General features: G+C 39.7%; 11 protein-coding genes and 1 pseudogene. 2 read left to right on the forward strand and 10 right to left on the reverse strand.

The annotated features are described in order from the left end of the window. Positions 1-163: 163 nt before the first annotated feature. Both H3V01_RS07960 and H3V01_RS07970 read left to right on the forward strand, forming a co-directional pair. A complete protein-coding gene (locus tag H3V01_RS07960) occupies positions 164-772 on the forward strand; it encodes a YdcF family protein (RefSeq protein ID WP_144235857.1) in 609 nt (202 codons plus the stop codon). Positions 773-1,172: 400 nt separating this feature from the next. Continuing rightward, a pseudogene (locus tag H3V01_RS07970) lies at positions 1,173-5,369 on the forward strand (YobI family P-loop NTPase). 26 nt (positions 5,370-5,395) lie between these two features. On the opposite strand, the gene H3V01_RS07975 reads toward H3V01_RS07970, so the two are convergent. The 10 genes from H3V01_RS07975 to H3V01_RS08020 all read right to left on the reverse strand — a co-directional run bounded on the left by H3V01_RS07975 (position 5,396) and on the right by H3V01_RS08020 (position 17,281). Beyond that, positions 5,396-6,262 carry a permease gene (locus H3V01_RS07975; RefSeq protein WP_198186495.1) on the reverse strand — a complete coding sequence of 289 codons (867 nt, stop codon included), beginning with the start codon at positions 6,260-6,262 and terminating at the stop codon, positions 5,396-5,398. 303 nt (positions 6,263-6,565) lie between these two features. Beyond that, entirely contained in the window at positions 6,566-7,066 is a 501-nt protein-coding gene (locus tag H3V01_RS07980) for a hypothetical protein (protein ID WP_078475220.1), read from the reverse strand. A gap of 699 nt (positions 7,067-7,765) precedes the next feature. Then, entirely contained in the window at positions 7,766-8,659 is an 894-nt protein-coding gene (locus tag H3V01_RS07985; RefSeq protein WP_084561248.1) for a hypothetical protein, read from the reverse strand. A 532-nt stretch (positions 8,660-9,191) separates the two neighbouring features. After that, positions 9,192-10,430 carry a sugar transferase gene (locus H3V01_RS07990; protein WP_078475218.1) on the reverse strand — a complete coding sequence of 413 codons (1,239 nt, stop codon included), beginning with the start codon at positions 10,428-10,430 and terminating at the stop codon, positions 9,192-9,194. A 9-nt stretch (positions 10,431-10,439) separates the two neighbouring features. Continuing rightward, complete coding sequence (locus H3V01_RS07995; RefSeq protein ID WP_078475217.1) at positions 10,440-11,261, reverse strand: glycosyltransferase; 822 nt, start codon at positions 11,259-11,261, stop codon at positions 10,440-10,442. A gap of 150 nt (positions 11,262-11,411) precedes the next feature. Then, positions 11,412-12,497, reverse strand: coding sequence for a stealth family protein (locus tag H3V01_RS08000; protein ID WP_078475216.1), 1,086 nt, complete (start codon positions 12,495-12,497; stop codon positions 11,412-11,414). Next, positions 12,494-13,249 carry a glycosyltransferase family 32 protein gene (locus H3V01_RS08005; RefSeq protein WP_198186496.1) on the reverse strand — a complete coding sequence of 252 codons (756 nt, stop codon included), beginning with the start codon at positions 13,247-13,249 and terminating at the stop codon, positions 12,494-12,496. Before H3V01_RS08005 ends, H3V01_RS08000 begins: the two co-directional genes overlap by 4 nt. Then, positions 13,246-14,721: a lipopolysaccharide biosynthesis protein gene (locus H3V01_RS08010; protein ID WP_198186497.1), complete on the reverse strand. Its 1,476-nt coding sequence runs from the start codon at positions 14,719-14,721 to the stop codon at positions 13,246-13,248. The genes H3V01_RS08005 and H3V01_RS08010 overlap by 4 nt, the downstream gene beginning before the upstream one ends. A 26-nt stretch (positions 14,722-14,747) precedes the next feature. After that, positions 14,748-15,557 (reverse strand): hypothetical protein, encoded by an 810-nt coding sequence (locus tag H3V01_RS08015; RefSeq protein WP_198186498.1) that lies wholly within the window; start codon positions 15,555-15,557, stop codon positions 14,748-14,750. Next, entirely contained in the window at positions 15,554-17,281 is a 1,728-nt protein-coding gene (locus H3V01_RS08020; RefSeq protein ID WP_198186499.1) for a biotin--[acetyl-CoA-carboxylase] ligase, read from the reverse strand. Before H3V01_RS08020 ends, H3V01_RS08015 begins: the two co-directional genes overlap by 4 nt. Positions 17,282-17,432: the final 151 nt, after the last annotated feature.

Here is a 17,432-nt window from a genome sequence, read left to right on the forward strand (position 1 = left end):
GAATTATGTTTGGATATTCATTGCAAAACTATGACTAATAAAATCGTAGCTGTTATTGTGGATAAAATGCTGATTAGTTGCTATAGTTCCTGGCATATTTTACGTTATAGCGTTATTTGTTTTCAATTTATAGAACTGATTAACAATTATTTTACGGATAGTTATGAATAAAAGCATTATGAATATTTATAAATTGGTTCATTGGTTTGTAATAATTGTTTTAGCTTATTTTATTATCTGTAATGTCATTATTCATCTCTACGCCCGGCAAAAAGCAGCAGACAATGCTGATACTATGGTTATCTTAGGTGCTCAGGTAATGGGTAATCCTGCAGTACCTCATCCTGTTTTAAAAGGGCGTTTAGATAAAGCTCTGGTTTATTTGAAAAATAACCCTAATACCAAAGTAGTTGTTTGCGGAGGACAAGGAGAAGGCGAGCCGGCAACAGAAGCAAGCGTTATGGCTGGTTATTTAATTGATAACGGGATTGATGCCTCAAGGGTTTATCTTGAAGATAAATCAACACGTACTGCTCAGCAGTTTGTTTATGCGAATAAAGTGTTGCGGTTAGGTAAAACCGTGGTAGTTACCAATGATTTTCATTTATTGCGTTCTATTATGTTAGCTAAAAGATCAGGAGTAAAAGATGTATCCGGATTATCTGCACCTTTAAGTTTCAGAAATTACAGGAACTATATTTCTCTTATTAGAGAACCATTAGCTCTGATTAATTCATGGTTGTTCGATCATCCCCTGAATAATGATAATTAGAATACAGATAATTAAAACATTGAGAATACTGGGTTGATGGTAGTCAGTTTATAGTATTGAATTAGAATAGATACGGTTATTATTAACCGGTATAACCATCAGCTGTCTTAGGGATAATATAAACGGAAATACTGTTGAAGTATTCCGTGCAAGAAACTTGTGTCTATGAAAGTGAATATATTTATGCAGTTTGACATAATTACTTTTTAGTAATTTTCGAATTAGAATCGATAGCTGATATATATATTAAATTTAAAATTTCGTAGTTTATCTGGAGATATATCGGAATTGATTCTTTGTCAAAATAGATTATATGTAAAAAATAATCTTTTAGTATATTGATTTTCAGTATTAAATTGTTAAAATGTAAATTAATGTATAACTGTATAAATAATTCAATATGTCTGACGTTAAGCATAAATTATGGTGTAAAAAGATATATGGATGGTTGTCCAAGGCTAAATATAAAAATAAAAGTAATGAGTCAAAGTCATCGCCAGAACAAAATGAAGAAGCAGAATATAAGTATCAAAAATTAACACCCTACACCGAGGTTGATTTAAAGGAAAGTAAAAGAGCTTTTGATTATGTTTTTCAACATGACGATGTTAGAAATATTGCAATTTCAGGTGCATATGGTTCAGGTAAAAGTAGTTTGATTGAATCATATGAAAAATATCTTCAAACTACAAATACGAATAGAAAACCAGTTAGAAAATTTCTGCATATATCACTGGCTCATTTTCGTACAGAAAATAATCATTTATCTGAAGTTTTGAACAAAGAAGCAAATTCCAAAAATGAAAATAATGAATTATCAATCCTCGAAGCTAAAATTCTGAATCAGCTGATTCATCAGATTTCGGCAGAACAAATACCACAAAGCAATTTTGCTGTTAAAAGAATTACTAGTAAAAGAGATTTATTGGCAATTACAGTAAGCAGTATTATTTTCTTGCTCTTTATGCTGGATATTATATTTTCTGCAACATGGAAAGAATTTGTTTTGTCCCTGGAGTATAGTGGCTTAAAAGATTTATTACTTGGGTTGACTACTAAGATATTTCTTCTGAGCAGTGCTATCTGGAGTATGGGGCTGTTTGCAATATTTCTTTACTATATTATTAAGATTCAGAAGTATAAAAATATATTCAGAAAACTGAAATTTCAGGGCAATGAAATAGAAATTGTTACAGAGTCCAGTGATTCTTTTTTTGATAAGTATTTAAATGAGGTTGTTTATCTTTTTGCTAATGCTGATGTAGATGTAATTGTTTTTGAGGATATTGACCGGTTTGATAATGTGCGTATTTTTGAATGATTACGGGAAATCAATAAGCTAACGAATAATCAATTAAAACAGTATCAAAAAAAGGAAACAAAAATATTAAGGTTTTTCTATTTGTTACGTGATGATATATTTTGCACCAAAGACAGAACAAAATTTTTTGATTTCATTATTCCAGTAGTTCCTGTAGTTGATGGTTCAAATTCCTATGATCAACTAATAACATTTTTAAAAACCTATATAGATGGAAATAAAATAGATGGAAATAAAATAGAGAAGGGATTTTTAGAAGGGATATCGTTATATATTGATGATATGAGATTACTAAAAAATATCTGTAATGAGTTTCATATGTATTATTCAAATATAAATAATACTGAGCTAAATGCTAATAAAATGTTTGCATTGATTGTATATAAAAATTTATTTCCATTAGATTTTTCTTACTTGCAAATTAATCAGGGATATGTTTATTTATTATTGAATAATAAACTTATAGTTATTCAAGCCAGAGTGAGTAAGCTTGAAAAAAATATTCAAGATATAAGAAAAACATGTAAAAACGAGATTAAAAAACTATATTCAGATTTGCAAAATATTAATACTGATGATGAAAATGATGTAAATATAGAAGAGGAAAAAAAGCAAAAAGAAAAGGAAATAAATAAATTCTATAAAGACAAAATAAAATTATTGCAAATGGAAATTACAAACTATCAGAATAGAGAATTTTCATTTAAATCTGAGAAACTGAAAGATTATATTCATGGTGATTTTTTAGATATAAATAAATTTTTTAATGAATATGCTAAATATACTAATGATATAGGTAAAGAAAATAACTTTGAAGACATTAAAGATAGTCCGTATTTTGCATTATTAAAATATTTAATTCGTAATGGCTATATTGATGAAACTTATGCTGATTATATGACTTATTTTTATCCTAATAGTTTAACTATAGCTGATAAAACTTATTTGCGTAGTATTATGGATGAAATCAAGAAAGAGTATGAATATAAACTGAATAATCCTGAATTGGTTATTGGGAAACTTCAGCATCAGATAGATTATTTTTCAAAGCCAGAGATATTGAATGTTGATTTAGTTAATTATCTATTAACTGAATCAGAAAACTATGCAGAAAAATTAAAAGCTATCTTATGTCAATTCTCGGTGGTAGAAAATATAAAATTTATTAATGTATTCTGGTCCATATCAAGTGAAGAAAAAAGTGAAGAAAATTTGCAAAAATTCGTAGAATTAATAAATGAATATTTACCAGAATTTTTTAAGATTGCATTGAAAAGTACATTAGTTCTAAATCATGTATTAAAAGATTTTTCTTTAAAAACTTTATATTGCTTACCTCAGGAAGTTATTAAAAAAATTAATAAGTATGATAATTGTCTTTGTAATTATATTGAATTAAGTAGTGATTATTTAAATATAGCAGAGCCTAATGTAGAACAATTAGTAAAACAATTTTTATTTCTTAAAATTAAATTTGCACAAATCAAATATGAAACTGCAAATAAAGACTTGTTCAATGAAGTTTATAATAACTCATTATACAAGCTGAATTTTGCTAATATTAAATTAATGTTATCTACACAATATTCTATTGTAGATGAGCAGGATATTATTCATAGAAATTATAGCTGTGTTCAAAATAAACCTGATTCTCCATTGGCAGCTTATATTGCCCAAAATATAGATGTTTACCTGCATCTGATCTTGGCCAATTGTAAACAGAAAATATCTGATAACGAAACTGAAGTGCTGTATTTGTTAAATCATGACGATATTTCTCAGGAGCATAAGCTGGAGTATATAAAATATTTACAAACCCCTATTACCAGCTTAGATAAGGTTGAGAATACTGAGTTTTGGCAAAAATTATTGTGTCCGGGTAAACTTGCTTATAACGAAGAAAATATTCTTTGTTATTTCCAGCATATCAAAGAAACGGATGAATCTGTAGATGAAAATTTGATTGAATTTATTAATAGTAATGAAACACGATTAGATTTTAAAGATGAAGATGAGGAGGTAAGAGATGAATTCTTTGATGTAATAATCATTAATCAAAAAATAACTAATTATAAATACAAAGAAATATTATCAACTTTAGGTTTTCATTATGAAGAATTTGATATTGAAAATATAGCTATAAATAAGTTTAAAATTTTAGTCGATAATAAAATAACTTTTTTAAACTATGATAAATATAAAGAAAAAAGTAAATCTACTCTGGATTTTATTAAATTGAATTATGATAATGAAGCGATTTTATATTTTATCCAAAAAAATCTCACAGATTATCTTGATTTAATAGAAGAAGATAATGAATTATTTGATTATGAAGAAGCATTAAGCCTGATTAATAAACCAGTTGATGACGATAGTGCTATCAGGTTACTGAAATGTACTGATAACCCGGTATCTATTTGTGAGCAAAATTTTTCACCGGCAGTAATGGTATATGTTCTGGAGTATAATTTTGATACTAATGATTTAACTGGGCTGATTAATAATTATCAGAGTTATGAAGCTGATATTCAGAATCTTATTGTCAAACAGGTAAATAATAATATTGATTTTGTTTCAATTGAGAGAAGCCCACAGGCATTGAAATTTATAAGAGCTCATTGCGATGGAGAAATTGCTTTAAAATATCTACAGACACATATTGCAGACTATCTTAATTTAATATCTGAAGAAACCGAATTGTTTAATTTTGGGGAAGCACTGCAGCTTCTTGGATTAAAACTTAGTGATGATGATGCAATTAACTTGTTGAACTATACTAACGAACCAGTTTCGGTTATTAAATATTCTTTTTCATCTAAGATAATGGCATATGTACTGGAGTATAACTTTAATAAAGATGATTTAGTGAATTTAATCAAAGACTATGATAAACATGATGAAGATATTCAGAGTCTTATCGTAGAACAGTCAATTAAAAATTGTGAATTGATTGTAATAAAACAAAAAACAGATATTGCAGATAATCTTTTGAATAAATTGTTTATTTCTGAAAAGCTAGGAGAGAATAAAAAAATTGATTTATTTATTCAGGCTTTACCCTATAAATATATGCATGTATCAGAGCGAAGGCAGGCATTAAAGAGTATGCAATTAGACGAATTTAATAAAATATGGAATCGTGGTACGCCAAAGATTAAATGTTGTGAAGATTATAGTCGTCTGTTGTTAGCACTAAAAGAACAAGGTTTAATACAGGATTTCTGTGTAGATAATAAACAAGAGAAATATTATCGAATTACTAAAAGAAATGGCTGAAAGTATGTTGGTTGAACAATTTCAAACTAATTAGTTAATTTTATTGCCATAATACCTATAGCATAGATACCGATAGCTATAATGCTGATACAAGTACCACAGGAAATAGGTTTAACGGAGTAACCGGTACCCAGATAGTGGGTTTCAAGAACAATAATATTGGCTGCCGGAGGAAGCAGGCAAAATAAGTAAAGTGCAGCACTATTTTCCAGAATAAGGTTCAGCCGGCACAGACAGGCAAGGCCAAGCAGGGCGGAGAGGATGCAGAAATAAGCCGCAGCTTTTTTCAGGAAGGTCTGAATGGTGTTTCTGATGTCGGTCAGTGTAATTCTGCTTTTAGCCAGCCACATACCAAGAATAGCCATGCCAAGAAAGCTCATCAGAAATTTGGCGAGGGAATAAATTATATCCAGCTCGCGGATTTGTTTACCCAGTGGTAACAGTAAGCAGCCAATAATAAGGGCAATGACCGGAGGCATCTGAATCAGTTTTCTGATATTGAACCGGATGCCGGTAAGCAGCCATGCCCCAAGTGAGTTACCGACAATAGAACTGCCGATATAAGCAGATATAAATATTGCGGCAGCCTGATTACCAAAGAGCGAGGCTGCTACGGGAAGACCGAGCCAGCCAATATTCAGATAGCTGAAGCACAGGGTGCTTACCGGATTGATCCGGAGAAATTTACCGGTAAGCAGCATTATGCTCATAACGACAATAGTGGTAATTAATACCGCGCCCATATTGCTGAAATTGGTCGCTATATTATAGATAATTACGACAGGGATAATAAATTTTGTCAGTAGCAGAGACAAAACAGGTTTTGTATCCCGGGTTAATTTGCCGGCGATCAGACCACAGAGCAGGTAAATCAAGGGTAGAAACAGGGTCATGCCGGCTCCCTGAGCATTGCATCGGTTTGTGATAGTTCATTGTAGCTTATCTTTTTTCAGATCATTAGTCCTCTCCATTTATTCAATAAGATATTTATAAACTTGCAACACGTTTAATTATTTTTTATCGGTGTACTCTGATCAGTATTAGTATTTGAGTTTTATAAAAGAATTATACATTAGTAGTTTAAATAAATTATTGGTTAAATTAATTTATATCTATCTTATTTAGATTCACAAATGCTAATTCAAGATTATTAAGTATAAGTGCTATTGTATTAGTGTTCGCCTATACTTTTTCGATCACTTTAAATAGTGGTCACTATATGTTTGTATGTCTTGAATAACCTTTTTCTGTATTCGCTTATCCCAAGTTTTTAATATAGTGATAAAAGCTTTGCTCTGTTCTAATTCTTCTTGTTGAGACTTATTTAAAAGATATATAGCAGCATTTTTTTTCAAGTGTTTTCCATAAATGTCTAAAAAACTATTGATATTATCTGTTAATTCTTCTAATTCCTCTTTCGTCGGAGTACTTTTCCACTGTTTCAATATATCATCCGTTTTTCTTCCATCTAATTGATATTCATCTTTTTTTTCATACTCTTCTAAAGAGATTCCTTGGTAGCCTATAAATTTACTTGGTCCAAATATCCATTGACCAGATTCACTTTTAAAGGCAAACCATTTTGAAAATTGCCCTAAAGTAGCAACTAATTTATTTTTTTTATTTTTTTTATTTAATTCTGACTGAAATTTTTCAATATTTTCAATAGCCTGAAGTTTATTTTTTACTAACAGCATTGATAACTCCTTGTAAAATTTTATCACATTTGCATAAATAAAATAATGTATGTATTAAAAATAAATTATTTATTTTTAATATATTCAAAAATTTTTTAGAATATCTACAAATTTTTTAATGTTTTCTGTGTTCTTCTTTCATTTAATTGATATCAATCTTTCTTCCTTACACGTGTAAGGGGATATCTTGGTGGTCTATGAGTTTACTTGATCCTAATTTACATTGTCCACGCTCACTTTCATACACGTATCCATGTACAAGATACTCTAAACTTTTAATTAATCTATTTTGTTTTTTATTCTTACTTTAGGAAATAAATAATTTTTTTAACATGAGTGCCTCCTATAAAAATTAATTTCTAAAAATTTATTCAATTACTTCATGAAATACATGTATTTTATGAAGTATATTTTTTAAAATGATAAGTTGTCAACAAATTCTAGGATTTTTAAATTAATAATTTCATAGCGAAGTAATACTGTAAATGAATTTCATGGTTAAATAATTATTTACTCGAATAAAATTCATTACCTTGATCTATATTAATATTGTTAAATCAGTAATTTAAATTGGAATATATTCTCTGTGCCTGAAATAATATCGGGATTAGGCATAGCTGAATTCAGTTTTTGCTTTTTTTGTGCTTCTAACATGCTCTTCTCCCTAAGATAATCAACAAGTTGTACCACTATTAAAAACTAGGCCTTACCAATCTGTTTGCCCAGCAGTTTGCCTTCCCGGCCTACGCGCCAGCTATCCAGTATTTTGATAATATTGCCCTCCATTTCCTGCCACTGCGGCAGATAACTACGGTTATAACTAATCCATACTTGGATATGCCAGTTATCGTTATAAAACATATGACTACAAAAATTTTTATGTTGGGTAAATTCACACTTGATATAGGTTTTAATATTGCCGGCCTGATCTTTTTTGAGCAAAATATCCTTGGCATTGCCATCCGATTTCCACGGTTCTCCGGTTTCCGGATCAATACCATTATTTGCCCGATATACAGTTAGACCATACAGCGGTTGTTCCTGCTGGATATAGTCAAAATGGGTGATTTCTTTCGCCAATTTGAATTCATTCTGAACTGTGAAGTTAAAATTCAACGGCGCAGTAGCATCATATTGACCATAGACACTTACACTTGCCCAAGGGAAAGGTTTGCCATACGGGATTAAGGTTTCATTATCGTGGCGATAATCCTCTTCTGTTTTCCGGAAAGAGGTATAGACATCGCCATCGGTAATACGATACAGAAAGCCAAATGATTCAATTGGTAAATCATAGGTTTTAGGTGGCCGCTGGTATCTGGCTTTGATTTTCGGATCAGCAAAATCGCCCGGATCGCCCATATATCGTGCCCAGCCATCAATTACGCCAGCAGGGATGCTGATAGAGTAAGTACCGAGTTTGCCAATGGTGTCATACCGCCCGCGGCTATCCTGATTACGGAATGGTTGTGGTACTTGCTCAACGACTTTTTTCTCCGGCTCTTTGCTTAAATCATGGTCACAGCCGGCAAGCAGCAACACTTGCCACAGCAGCACCACGATAAGCACAATCTTTTTATATCCAGACTTCATAAGTAGTCTTGTTTCTCTATTTTATAAAGATAAATTAACATGTTATTTACATTCAGGGAATGGTTGAATGTTGTTTGGTGTTTAAATTTTCTGTTATTTAATAATCGTTAATGACTAAATAAGGTTTGTGAAATAATTATATTGTCAGGATATGTTATATATGGAGAATAAATATTTATATATGAATAATATTGGGTTTTGATAATTGGTTATGCATAGATTTGGTTGCGGCATGTTATGCGCTAATTGCTATAGATTGATGTTCGATTCGGCAATGGATGTGATTATTATTTTTGGATACGTGTATATGGATGCGCAGTGCAGGCAGATTTTGATTGGTATGTAATTAAAGGAATTGAATAGATTATAGAAAATGGCGGAAAACAGAAGTTTAAGCGATGTTATGAGTATTACTGCTTGGCTGTTCTGATGTTCATGGTTTGCTTTTTGTTGGATTTATGGGTTTCTGTTTGTGTGTTGCAACGCTACCGGTAAGGTTTTACTGGTAGCGTTTTGTATGGGGATGGCTGGGTTAGCGTGCGCCGAAGCCGGTGAGCATGGTTTTGAGAGTTTTGAAGAATATAAGTATATCGAGTGAGAAGGAAAAATGTTTGATGTAGTAAAAATCATGTTCGATTTTTATCTGGGTTTGTTCGGTGTCGGCAGCGTAGCCCTGAGTAACTTGCGCCCAGCCGGAAATACCGGGTTTGACAATGTGGCGGTAATCATAAAAGGGAATTTCCTGAATAAACTGGTCGACAAATACTTTTTGCTCGGGGCGGGGACCAATCAGGCTCATGTCACCTTTCAGGATGTTCCAGAACTGCGGCAGTTCGTCGATGCGGGTTTTGCGGATGATGTGTCCGATACGGGTGACGCGGGCATCCCCAAGTTGCGCCATGCGGGCACCGTTTTTCTCTGAATCGCTGCACATGCTGCGAAATTTATAAATACAGAATTCTTTGCCGCTGCGCCCTACACGGTTTTGCCGGAACAGGATGTTACCCGGGCTTTCAAGTTTGATGGCAATGGCAGTAATAAGCATTACCGGCAGGGTAACAGGGGCAGATAGCAGGATAAGAACGATGTCGAATACGCGTTTAATTAATACATAGGTTGGTGAAGGCAGCAAAGAACCAAGATCATTTTCATATAGGTGATGAATTTTAACCCGTCCGGTAAGAAATTCTTCTACCTGACGAATATTGTAGACAGGCATGCCATTGAGGGTTTGCCGAGCAAGAAATTTCTGCCAGTGGTTGTCGAGCTCAGGTTCGTGCAGGTCGGCAACAATGCCGTTAATGACAGAGCTCTCAGGCAGGCAGGGGCTGGTTAATTTTATCCAGTTGACATTGGGAAGCTGGTCGGCGTTGCTGGCACGTCCGTAGGGCAGGTATGCGTAGGTTGTTATGAATTTGTTGCGGTAATAGATATAAGAAATACACAGAAACAGGGACAGACAGCCTGCCATGAATAAAAACCATACGGTATAGGGCAGGTTAAAGAATTTGGCCGTCATCCACATACCGAAAAACCAGAAGAAAGCATGCGGCAAAGCAATTACTGCGGATTTTCTGCCAGGAAAGTTGCTGAATACGGATAAAGATTTGGTTGTCAGAATATGGGCAATACCGGCAAGAATTATGCTGGTGATGAAAGCAGCACGTCCCTGAGCAAAGCCTTTAATAGGCTCCATGATGGCCAGTGGCAGTAGCATTACCAGCAGGGTTCCGAAGAAAAGACGGCTTTTATAGGACAGTAAACTTCGCATAATTGTTTTTTATTTGTTCAAACGCAAATGTTGGTAGAGGTTGCCCAGCAGGCTGGTCGGCAGCAGACGGCTGCTGCCGCGCAGGGCAAAACAGCTTAGTGCCGGCAGCAATGGCTGGCTTTTGAGGCGGTGTTTTAGACGCAGCAGCTGCCATTCGCTGCGAAGGTAGCGCAGACCGCGCCGGCGGGCATGCATGTTGTGACCGGCACGGGCATACACGAGGGTTTCCGGCAGGTTTGCTGCCTGATAGCCGGCCGCCAGCAGGCGCAGCCACAGGTTGTAATCTTCCATCCACTGGTGATGCTGATAGCCGCCTACTGCCTGTACCGCACTTTTGCGGTAGGCCGCAGCCATGTGATTAATCGGGTTGCGCCACTGAGCATAATGGCGGATGGCACTGTCTGTAAGAGGTACCTGCCTGACTGTGCCGCTTAGTTCCGGGGTTGTGCTGAATTCAGCTATCTGCCCGCTGAACAGGGCGATATCGGGGTTTTCCAGGATATATGCCCACTGGTATTCAAACCGTCCGGGTGCGCAGATGTCGTCAGTATCCATGCGCATGATCCATTCATGCCGGCAGTGTTCCAGTCCGGCATTAAGGGCATGTCCGAGACCGACATGCTGCGGCAAGGGGACGATTTTCAGAGGCAGCCGGGTCTGATAGCTGTTCAGTACGCTATGCAGTTCAGTACCTATGGCACCATCCAGTACCATGATGATTTCGTCGGCCTGTATGCTCTGCGTACACAGGCTTTCCAGACAGGCGCTGAGCCAGTCGGGTTGTTCCTGTGCATATAAGGAAAGCAGAACAGAAAAAGGGCGCGTTTTCATGGTTGTGGCAGTGATGGATGCCTATGCTAATGGTTTGTCAAGATTTGTTTATTATATCGCAACAATGCAGGCAGGTGCCTCCCGGATGACGGCGGGTGCAGGTTTATGCTGTTACATCAAAGATAGTTGCTGATTTTTTTACATTTATATCTATTTATACTGTGATGATGGCTGCTGGCTGTTTTGCTCAAATGAGGCCGGATCGGGCAGGTAGTGCTCGTAAAATGCACTTTGAGCAGCGTGCAGTTGTGCCAGTTCGGTGCTGTTGTTGCTGGTGCAGGTATCGTTGAGACAGACAAAACGGATTTCCGGGTGGTGATGCAGATAATGGATAGCGTTATTCAGCTCGGTGATGTTGCTGATGTTGCGCACGAAGCCGTCGTTGTGTTTTTGGGGTATGAATGCACCGCTGGCGAGTTGCCAGTAGCGATTGAGGTAGATGGTGAGGTCGTTACCGGCGCGGAAGCGGTTTGCGGTGCTGGCAAGTATTTCCGGTTCGAAGTGCTGATAAACCTGTTGCAGGGTACTGCGGGTGTAAGGCTGGGGCAGATGCCAGTGAGCAAACCAGAAATAATGGCGGTAAAGGTATTTGAGCAGGAAATTGCTGAATTTTTCACGCAAACTGTAGCTATGGGCAAATAATTGCTGTTTATTCAGTGAGGCCGGCTGATACAGGCGGTTAATTAGGGCAATATTGTTATTCAGTGCATCTACCCAGCTGTTGCGGCCGCGCAGACGGCGAAACAGGCTGCCGCGCTTTAGCCAGCCATGACAGAGAAAGTCTACCGGCAGCCCGTGCTGAAACAGCCGCTCACGCGGGACAGGACGCAGAATAACGGTGTCGTCGTTAAGATAAACAAATTGTTCACTCAGGCCTTTAAGGTTAACCAGATTCATTTCGATGGCTGAGGAGTTGAATACTGGCAGATTCTGCGGGCGGATAAACAGTTGCCGGTGGCTGACAATTTCGATTTTCGGATGGTTAGTTTTCAGCCATGGTGGCTGCTGATCGGCGGTTATCAGGTAAATTTTGTGATACCACGGGCAGTTTTTTTCAATGGAGCGCAGCACATAACGCAGGGTGCCGAAATCCTGATAACGGTTATTACTGGTCGCGTCACTGTGTCCCTGATGCTGTGGCTGATAGTGGTTTTTTGCAGCCAGCCAGTCCGGATCGCTGTTGTCTACCCATGGCAGAACAAAATCAATCGGGGTATTGTCAGTACTGGTGTTCATCGGTTTTTCCGTTTGAGCAGCGCTATCAGTTTTTGGCTGTTACGGGCGCCAAGTGTAGTACGCAGAGTGTTTAGGATTCTGCGTTTGAGCTGGTTGACGCCTTTACTGTCATTAAGCCATGTACCGTCGTAGTGATGAATGCAGACAGTATTAGCAGTACGGTTCAGTTCATGGGTATAGGCATTTTTGGCCATGAAGTAATCACTTGGATAAACGCAGACATAGCCGGGAATTTCCTGTCGCTGATCGTTAAGGATAATTCCATGCTTTTGGTATATTTGTTTAAATAACTGGTTGATAGTAATAAGCTGCTGCGGGTTGAATTCAAGATTCTGATACTGTTGCCAGATATCCTGCATAAGAATGCTTCCGGCTTCACAACCCATTACGCCAGCCTGAGGGTTACAGGTAAGCTCGCGAGTATAGGGATTCATGCCTTGTTCGAAACCGGTGAAGCAGTGATGGTGCAGAAACGGGTCGAATGATGCAATCATCTGTACATCGGTATCCAGATAGATGCCGCCATGCTGATAAAGTGCCTGAATACGGCAGACATCGGCTACAAAAGCATATTTACCGGCAGCATAGGCTAAACGGGTGTAAGCGTTAGCCTGATAGTCAAAATTGTGTTCGTTCCACAGCTGAATCTGGTAATCGGGCAGAAACTGGCGCCAGCTGGCAATATATTGTCGGGTGGCGGCAGGCAGTGGCTGAGGTCCGAACCAGCAATAGTGAATCAGTTTGGGTATCATTGGGCAGGCCGGCGATAAATCAGAATTAACAGGATGCCAAAGGGTATGGCGGTGCTCAGACCGGCAATAAAGCCAAGTTTAATCCAATCGATAAAGGTATGTACACTGATGCTGTTTACCGGATGCCAGCCAATAGTGAGGATAATGGCGATGGTAGCAAAAACTGTCAGCCACAGCAGATAGGCACGGGTGCAGGGCAGGGACAGAATGTGTTTGCTGGTGTAATGCACCATTTCACTGCTGCGGTAAAGAAATGATATCAGTGTCGCAAGTAAAATGCCGGCACTGCCCCATATCTGTATAAAGCATACTGAGCAGGTAATGTTCAGAGCAGCTTCGATCAGTGCCTGTGGTTTGGTGTCTTTGTAACGACCGGCTGCCATAATCATGGTCATACTCGGAATACGGCTGTTTTCAATAATGCCCACCAGTAAAAACAGGGCAGCCAGCACGGGCTGATGGTAGTTGGCATCGGTCATATTACGGGTATAAAGCTGAATAAAGGGCGCCAGCAACAGGCCGGTGCATGTATAGACCCAGCCCAGAAAGCACATAAAGAGACGATTATAGCGGCAGAAATTCTGGCGGGTGCGCTGGATATCTGTGGTAAGGCTATGACCAAAAATAGCCTGCATGCCTTGTGACAGTGATTGCAAGGCCATTTTGATGGCGCCGAAAATCAGCGCATAAACGGCGTAGATGCTGGCGTCTTTCAGTGACAGGAAAAAAGTAATCAGTACCAGCGGTGAGCTGAATATCAGCAGACCGGTTAGCTGATGGGTTAGGGCATCCCATGTTTGTTGCAGCTTATACGCGTTATGTTTGTCGTAATGCTGGTTCAGATTGTGATAGTGGTGTTTTACATAGTGACGGTACAACAGAAATTTACTCGCCTGTATCAGGGTAGAGATAAACTGAACAGTCAGAATACTATAGCCGTTACGGATCAGCCAGTAGCATACGACGATGTTAACGAAGATGCTGCCAGCCTGAATGGCGGAGATGATATAGGTTTTCTGGTCGGCAGTAAGTAAGGCACGGTAGCTGCCGAAAAAGAAAAAATCCAGAATATTCACGGCACCCATTATCAGTACCATGTAAAAGGTAAGGCTGGCACTGATTTCGGTGTGGGTAAGCCAGGCAAACAGGATAGCGAGTATCAGTAATGCGATGGCAAACAGCCAGCCGGAGATGCGGTAAAAGTGATGGGCGGCTGCGAGAATGCGGTTACGCAGCTGGTTATCCTGTGCTGTTAGCGCCTGATAAAGGGCTACGACGGCAGCTGCACCGATACCAGCCTCCAGTAAAGTCAGGTAGGCAATAAACTGTTTGATAGAGGCCAGCATACCGTTGGTTGCTGAACCATAGGTTACAACAATTAACGGCGGCAGGATGAATCCGCCCAGTGCAGTTATCAGTTGCAGCAGCAGATTAGCGGATATGTTTTTCAGGATAACTGCACGGGTACTCATGAATATTTAAGCGGATAGGTGCCGGCTTAATGACATTTACCACTACGCTGCATCCGGCCGTAACGACCGGTAATGGCGTTGATGTCCTGCATAGCTGAGTTGTCTACACCACTGAATACAACGCGCATTTTGGCAATGCTGGTAGCGGAACTGCCGGATGACTGGCTGTCACTGTCGCTGCTACCGCCCAATGTGGTGATAAAGGCGTCACTGAATCCCTGCATTTTGGCTCGCGCCATCAAGCCTTCTGCATCTTCCCGGCGGTTAAATACGCCAAGGCTGACTTTACCCTGATTAACACCGTAGTCAAATCCCTGTTCCTGCAGACGGGCACGTATACTGCTGTCATTACCGGAAGAGAGGGCAACCATGTAGCGGGTAGGAGCAGCTGTCTGACGGGTTTTGGCCGGAGCGCTGACCTGTTCTATAAAGCGGCTGGTGGTAAACGGCCAGTGAGTAAGCAGGCCTTTGATACGATGAAAATCGTCTTCCGGCAGGGTAACAGTGGCAGTACAGGTATTGGCCGGAGCAGCAGGCTGTTTGTCAGTGTTGTCGGAAGCAGTAGTAGTAGCGGCAGTAGTTGTTTTGGGCGCAGCAGTAGTTTCTGTTTTGCTGGCAGCTTTAGCTGCTGTTATATTACTGCCGGCAACAGTTTCAGTTTCTGTTGCCTGCCGTACACTGATGTCAGGACTGGCGGGTGCAACAGCTTCTGTTTCAGGGCTGGCCGCACTGGCTGCAGCAGGTGCACCAGAATTACTATGTACCAGTTTCCCTGCTATCATGCTGCCGAAAACAATGATATTGAGTGCTACCAAAATTGCAAACAGCCATTTCATGCGTATTCAACCCAGTTTAGTAAACCGTAAATCACTAAATTATCCACAATTTCAATGCGGTTGTCTAAGACAAATGTATTAGGGAGTGCCTGAGCCACTTTATTGGCACCACCGCCGGTAATAATAATGTCGACAGGTTTGCCGGCACCGATTTTCTGTTGCAGGCGCGCATGCATCAGCACAATAGCCCCGCAGACTGCGTCCATAATGCCGCTGGCCATGGCATTCGGGGTGGTGGTGGCAAAAGCGTATGGTTTGCCCAGCGGCCGGTTAAGATTGGCGGTGCGTCGGGATAATGCCTCTTTCATTAAATAAAAACCCGGCAGGATACTGCCACCAAGATAATGGTTGGTGTCGGTAAGGGCATCTACTGTGACGGCTGTACCACAGCTGACCACGACACAGGCCTGACGGCTGTAGCGCCGGCTGCCAATGAGGTTAAACCAGCGGTCGGCACCATGTTCGGCCGGATTGCGGTAATGATTGGAGATGCCGAGTGCTTCCGGCATGGAAGGCAGCCACTGTACTGGCAGAGGCAGAATACCAGCGATTTGCTGCTGGCGGGCTTCTCCGCAGACAGCACAGCCGATAATACGCTGTACGCCGGCTCCTTGTTTGTTCCAGTCCTGAATCAGGGGTTGCAGGTCGTAGTAGGCTGCTTTGCCATAAGCCAGTATGCAGCCGTTTTCTACCCATGCCCATTTGAGTTTGCTGTTGCCGGCATCCAGTAGCAGGTAACGTTTTCTGTCATTGGCTTTTACCTGATTCTGTGCAGTCCCCGGGCGCAAACTGATTTCACCGGTGACAAAACTGCGTTCTCCGTCGGCAGTTTGCAGCAATAAAGCCCCCGATGCTGCAATCCCGTTAACGATACCTTCGGCAATGGTCTTGCCGTTGGCCAAGAGATGGACTATTTGTCCCTGATCTCGATGCAGCTGGTTGTAATCATTAAGAAATGAATCTAGTCCGGTTTGGTCAAACCGCGGCAGATATTGTATCAGTTTAGCCAGAATACCCTGAAAAATCTGTGTTACCTGTGCATGTGGCAGAAGGGACAGAATAGCTGTGGCTGTGCCTACCTGATCGGGCAGGCTGAAATTGATGCCGATACCGATAACAGCAGTAGTCTGATTCTGTTGCGCTATGGTTTCAATCAGGATGCCGCCAAGTTTGTTTTTATCCAGCATCAGATCATTCGGCCATTTAATTTGTGCCGCTACACCGAGTTCGCGTAAAGTTTGTGCGACAGCCAGTGCTACTACCAGTGCTAGACCGCCAAGCTCTGCCTGAGGCCGCTTAAATGACCAGCTCAGGCTGAACATAAGGCAGTCGCCGATGCGGTTTTGCCATGATTTGCCCTGACGTCCGCGCCCGGCAGTCTGCTCATAAGCCAGACAGATTTGCGGCGCTGTATTTGCCGGTGCATAGCGCAATTGCTCCAGTAGGACGCTGTTGGTCGATGTGGTCTGCTCCAGCAGCTGCGGATTAAACCCGTACTGACGGGCACTGGTATTGAAGATGTGTTCCGGTATTAATGCCAGAGTTTTAGTTAGCTGCCAGACACCATTACGCTGACGCAGCAGATTCTGGATATGGGCAGGCATATCCTGCCATGCTGCATTGAGCTGCGGTATTTTTTTATTCAGAATGCCTGCCAGTGTCTGGACTTCATGTGCCAGACCATCGGCAAGCAAGGCCAGTAACGGCCAAAACGGTGTGTTCATAAAATGGCATCACCAAGGGTGTCATTGGTTACAACAGGTTAAATTCAATTTGCTGTGTCTGACGGCTGCGCCGGATGCAGACAGGCTGTTAAAACGGCCGTGCAGTCACAACCGTTGTGAATATTATCGCATGGTTCGGTAAATGTATTTG

Source organism: Snodgrassella sp. M0351 (assembly GCF_016100575.1).
GTDB lineage: Bacteria > Pseudomonadota > Gammaproteobacteria > Burkholderiales > Neisseriaceae > Snodgrassella > Snodgrassella alvi.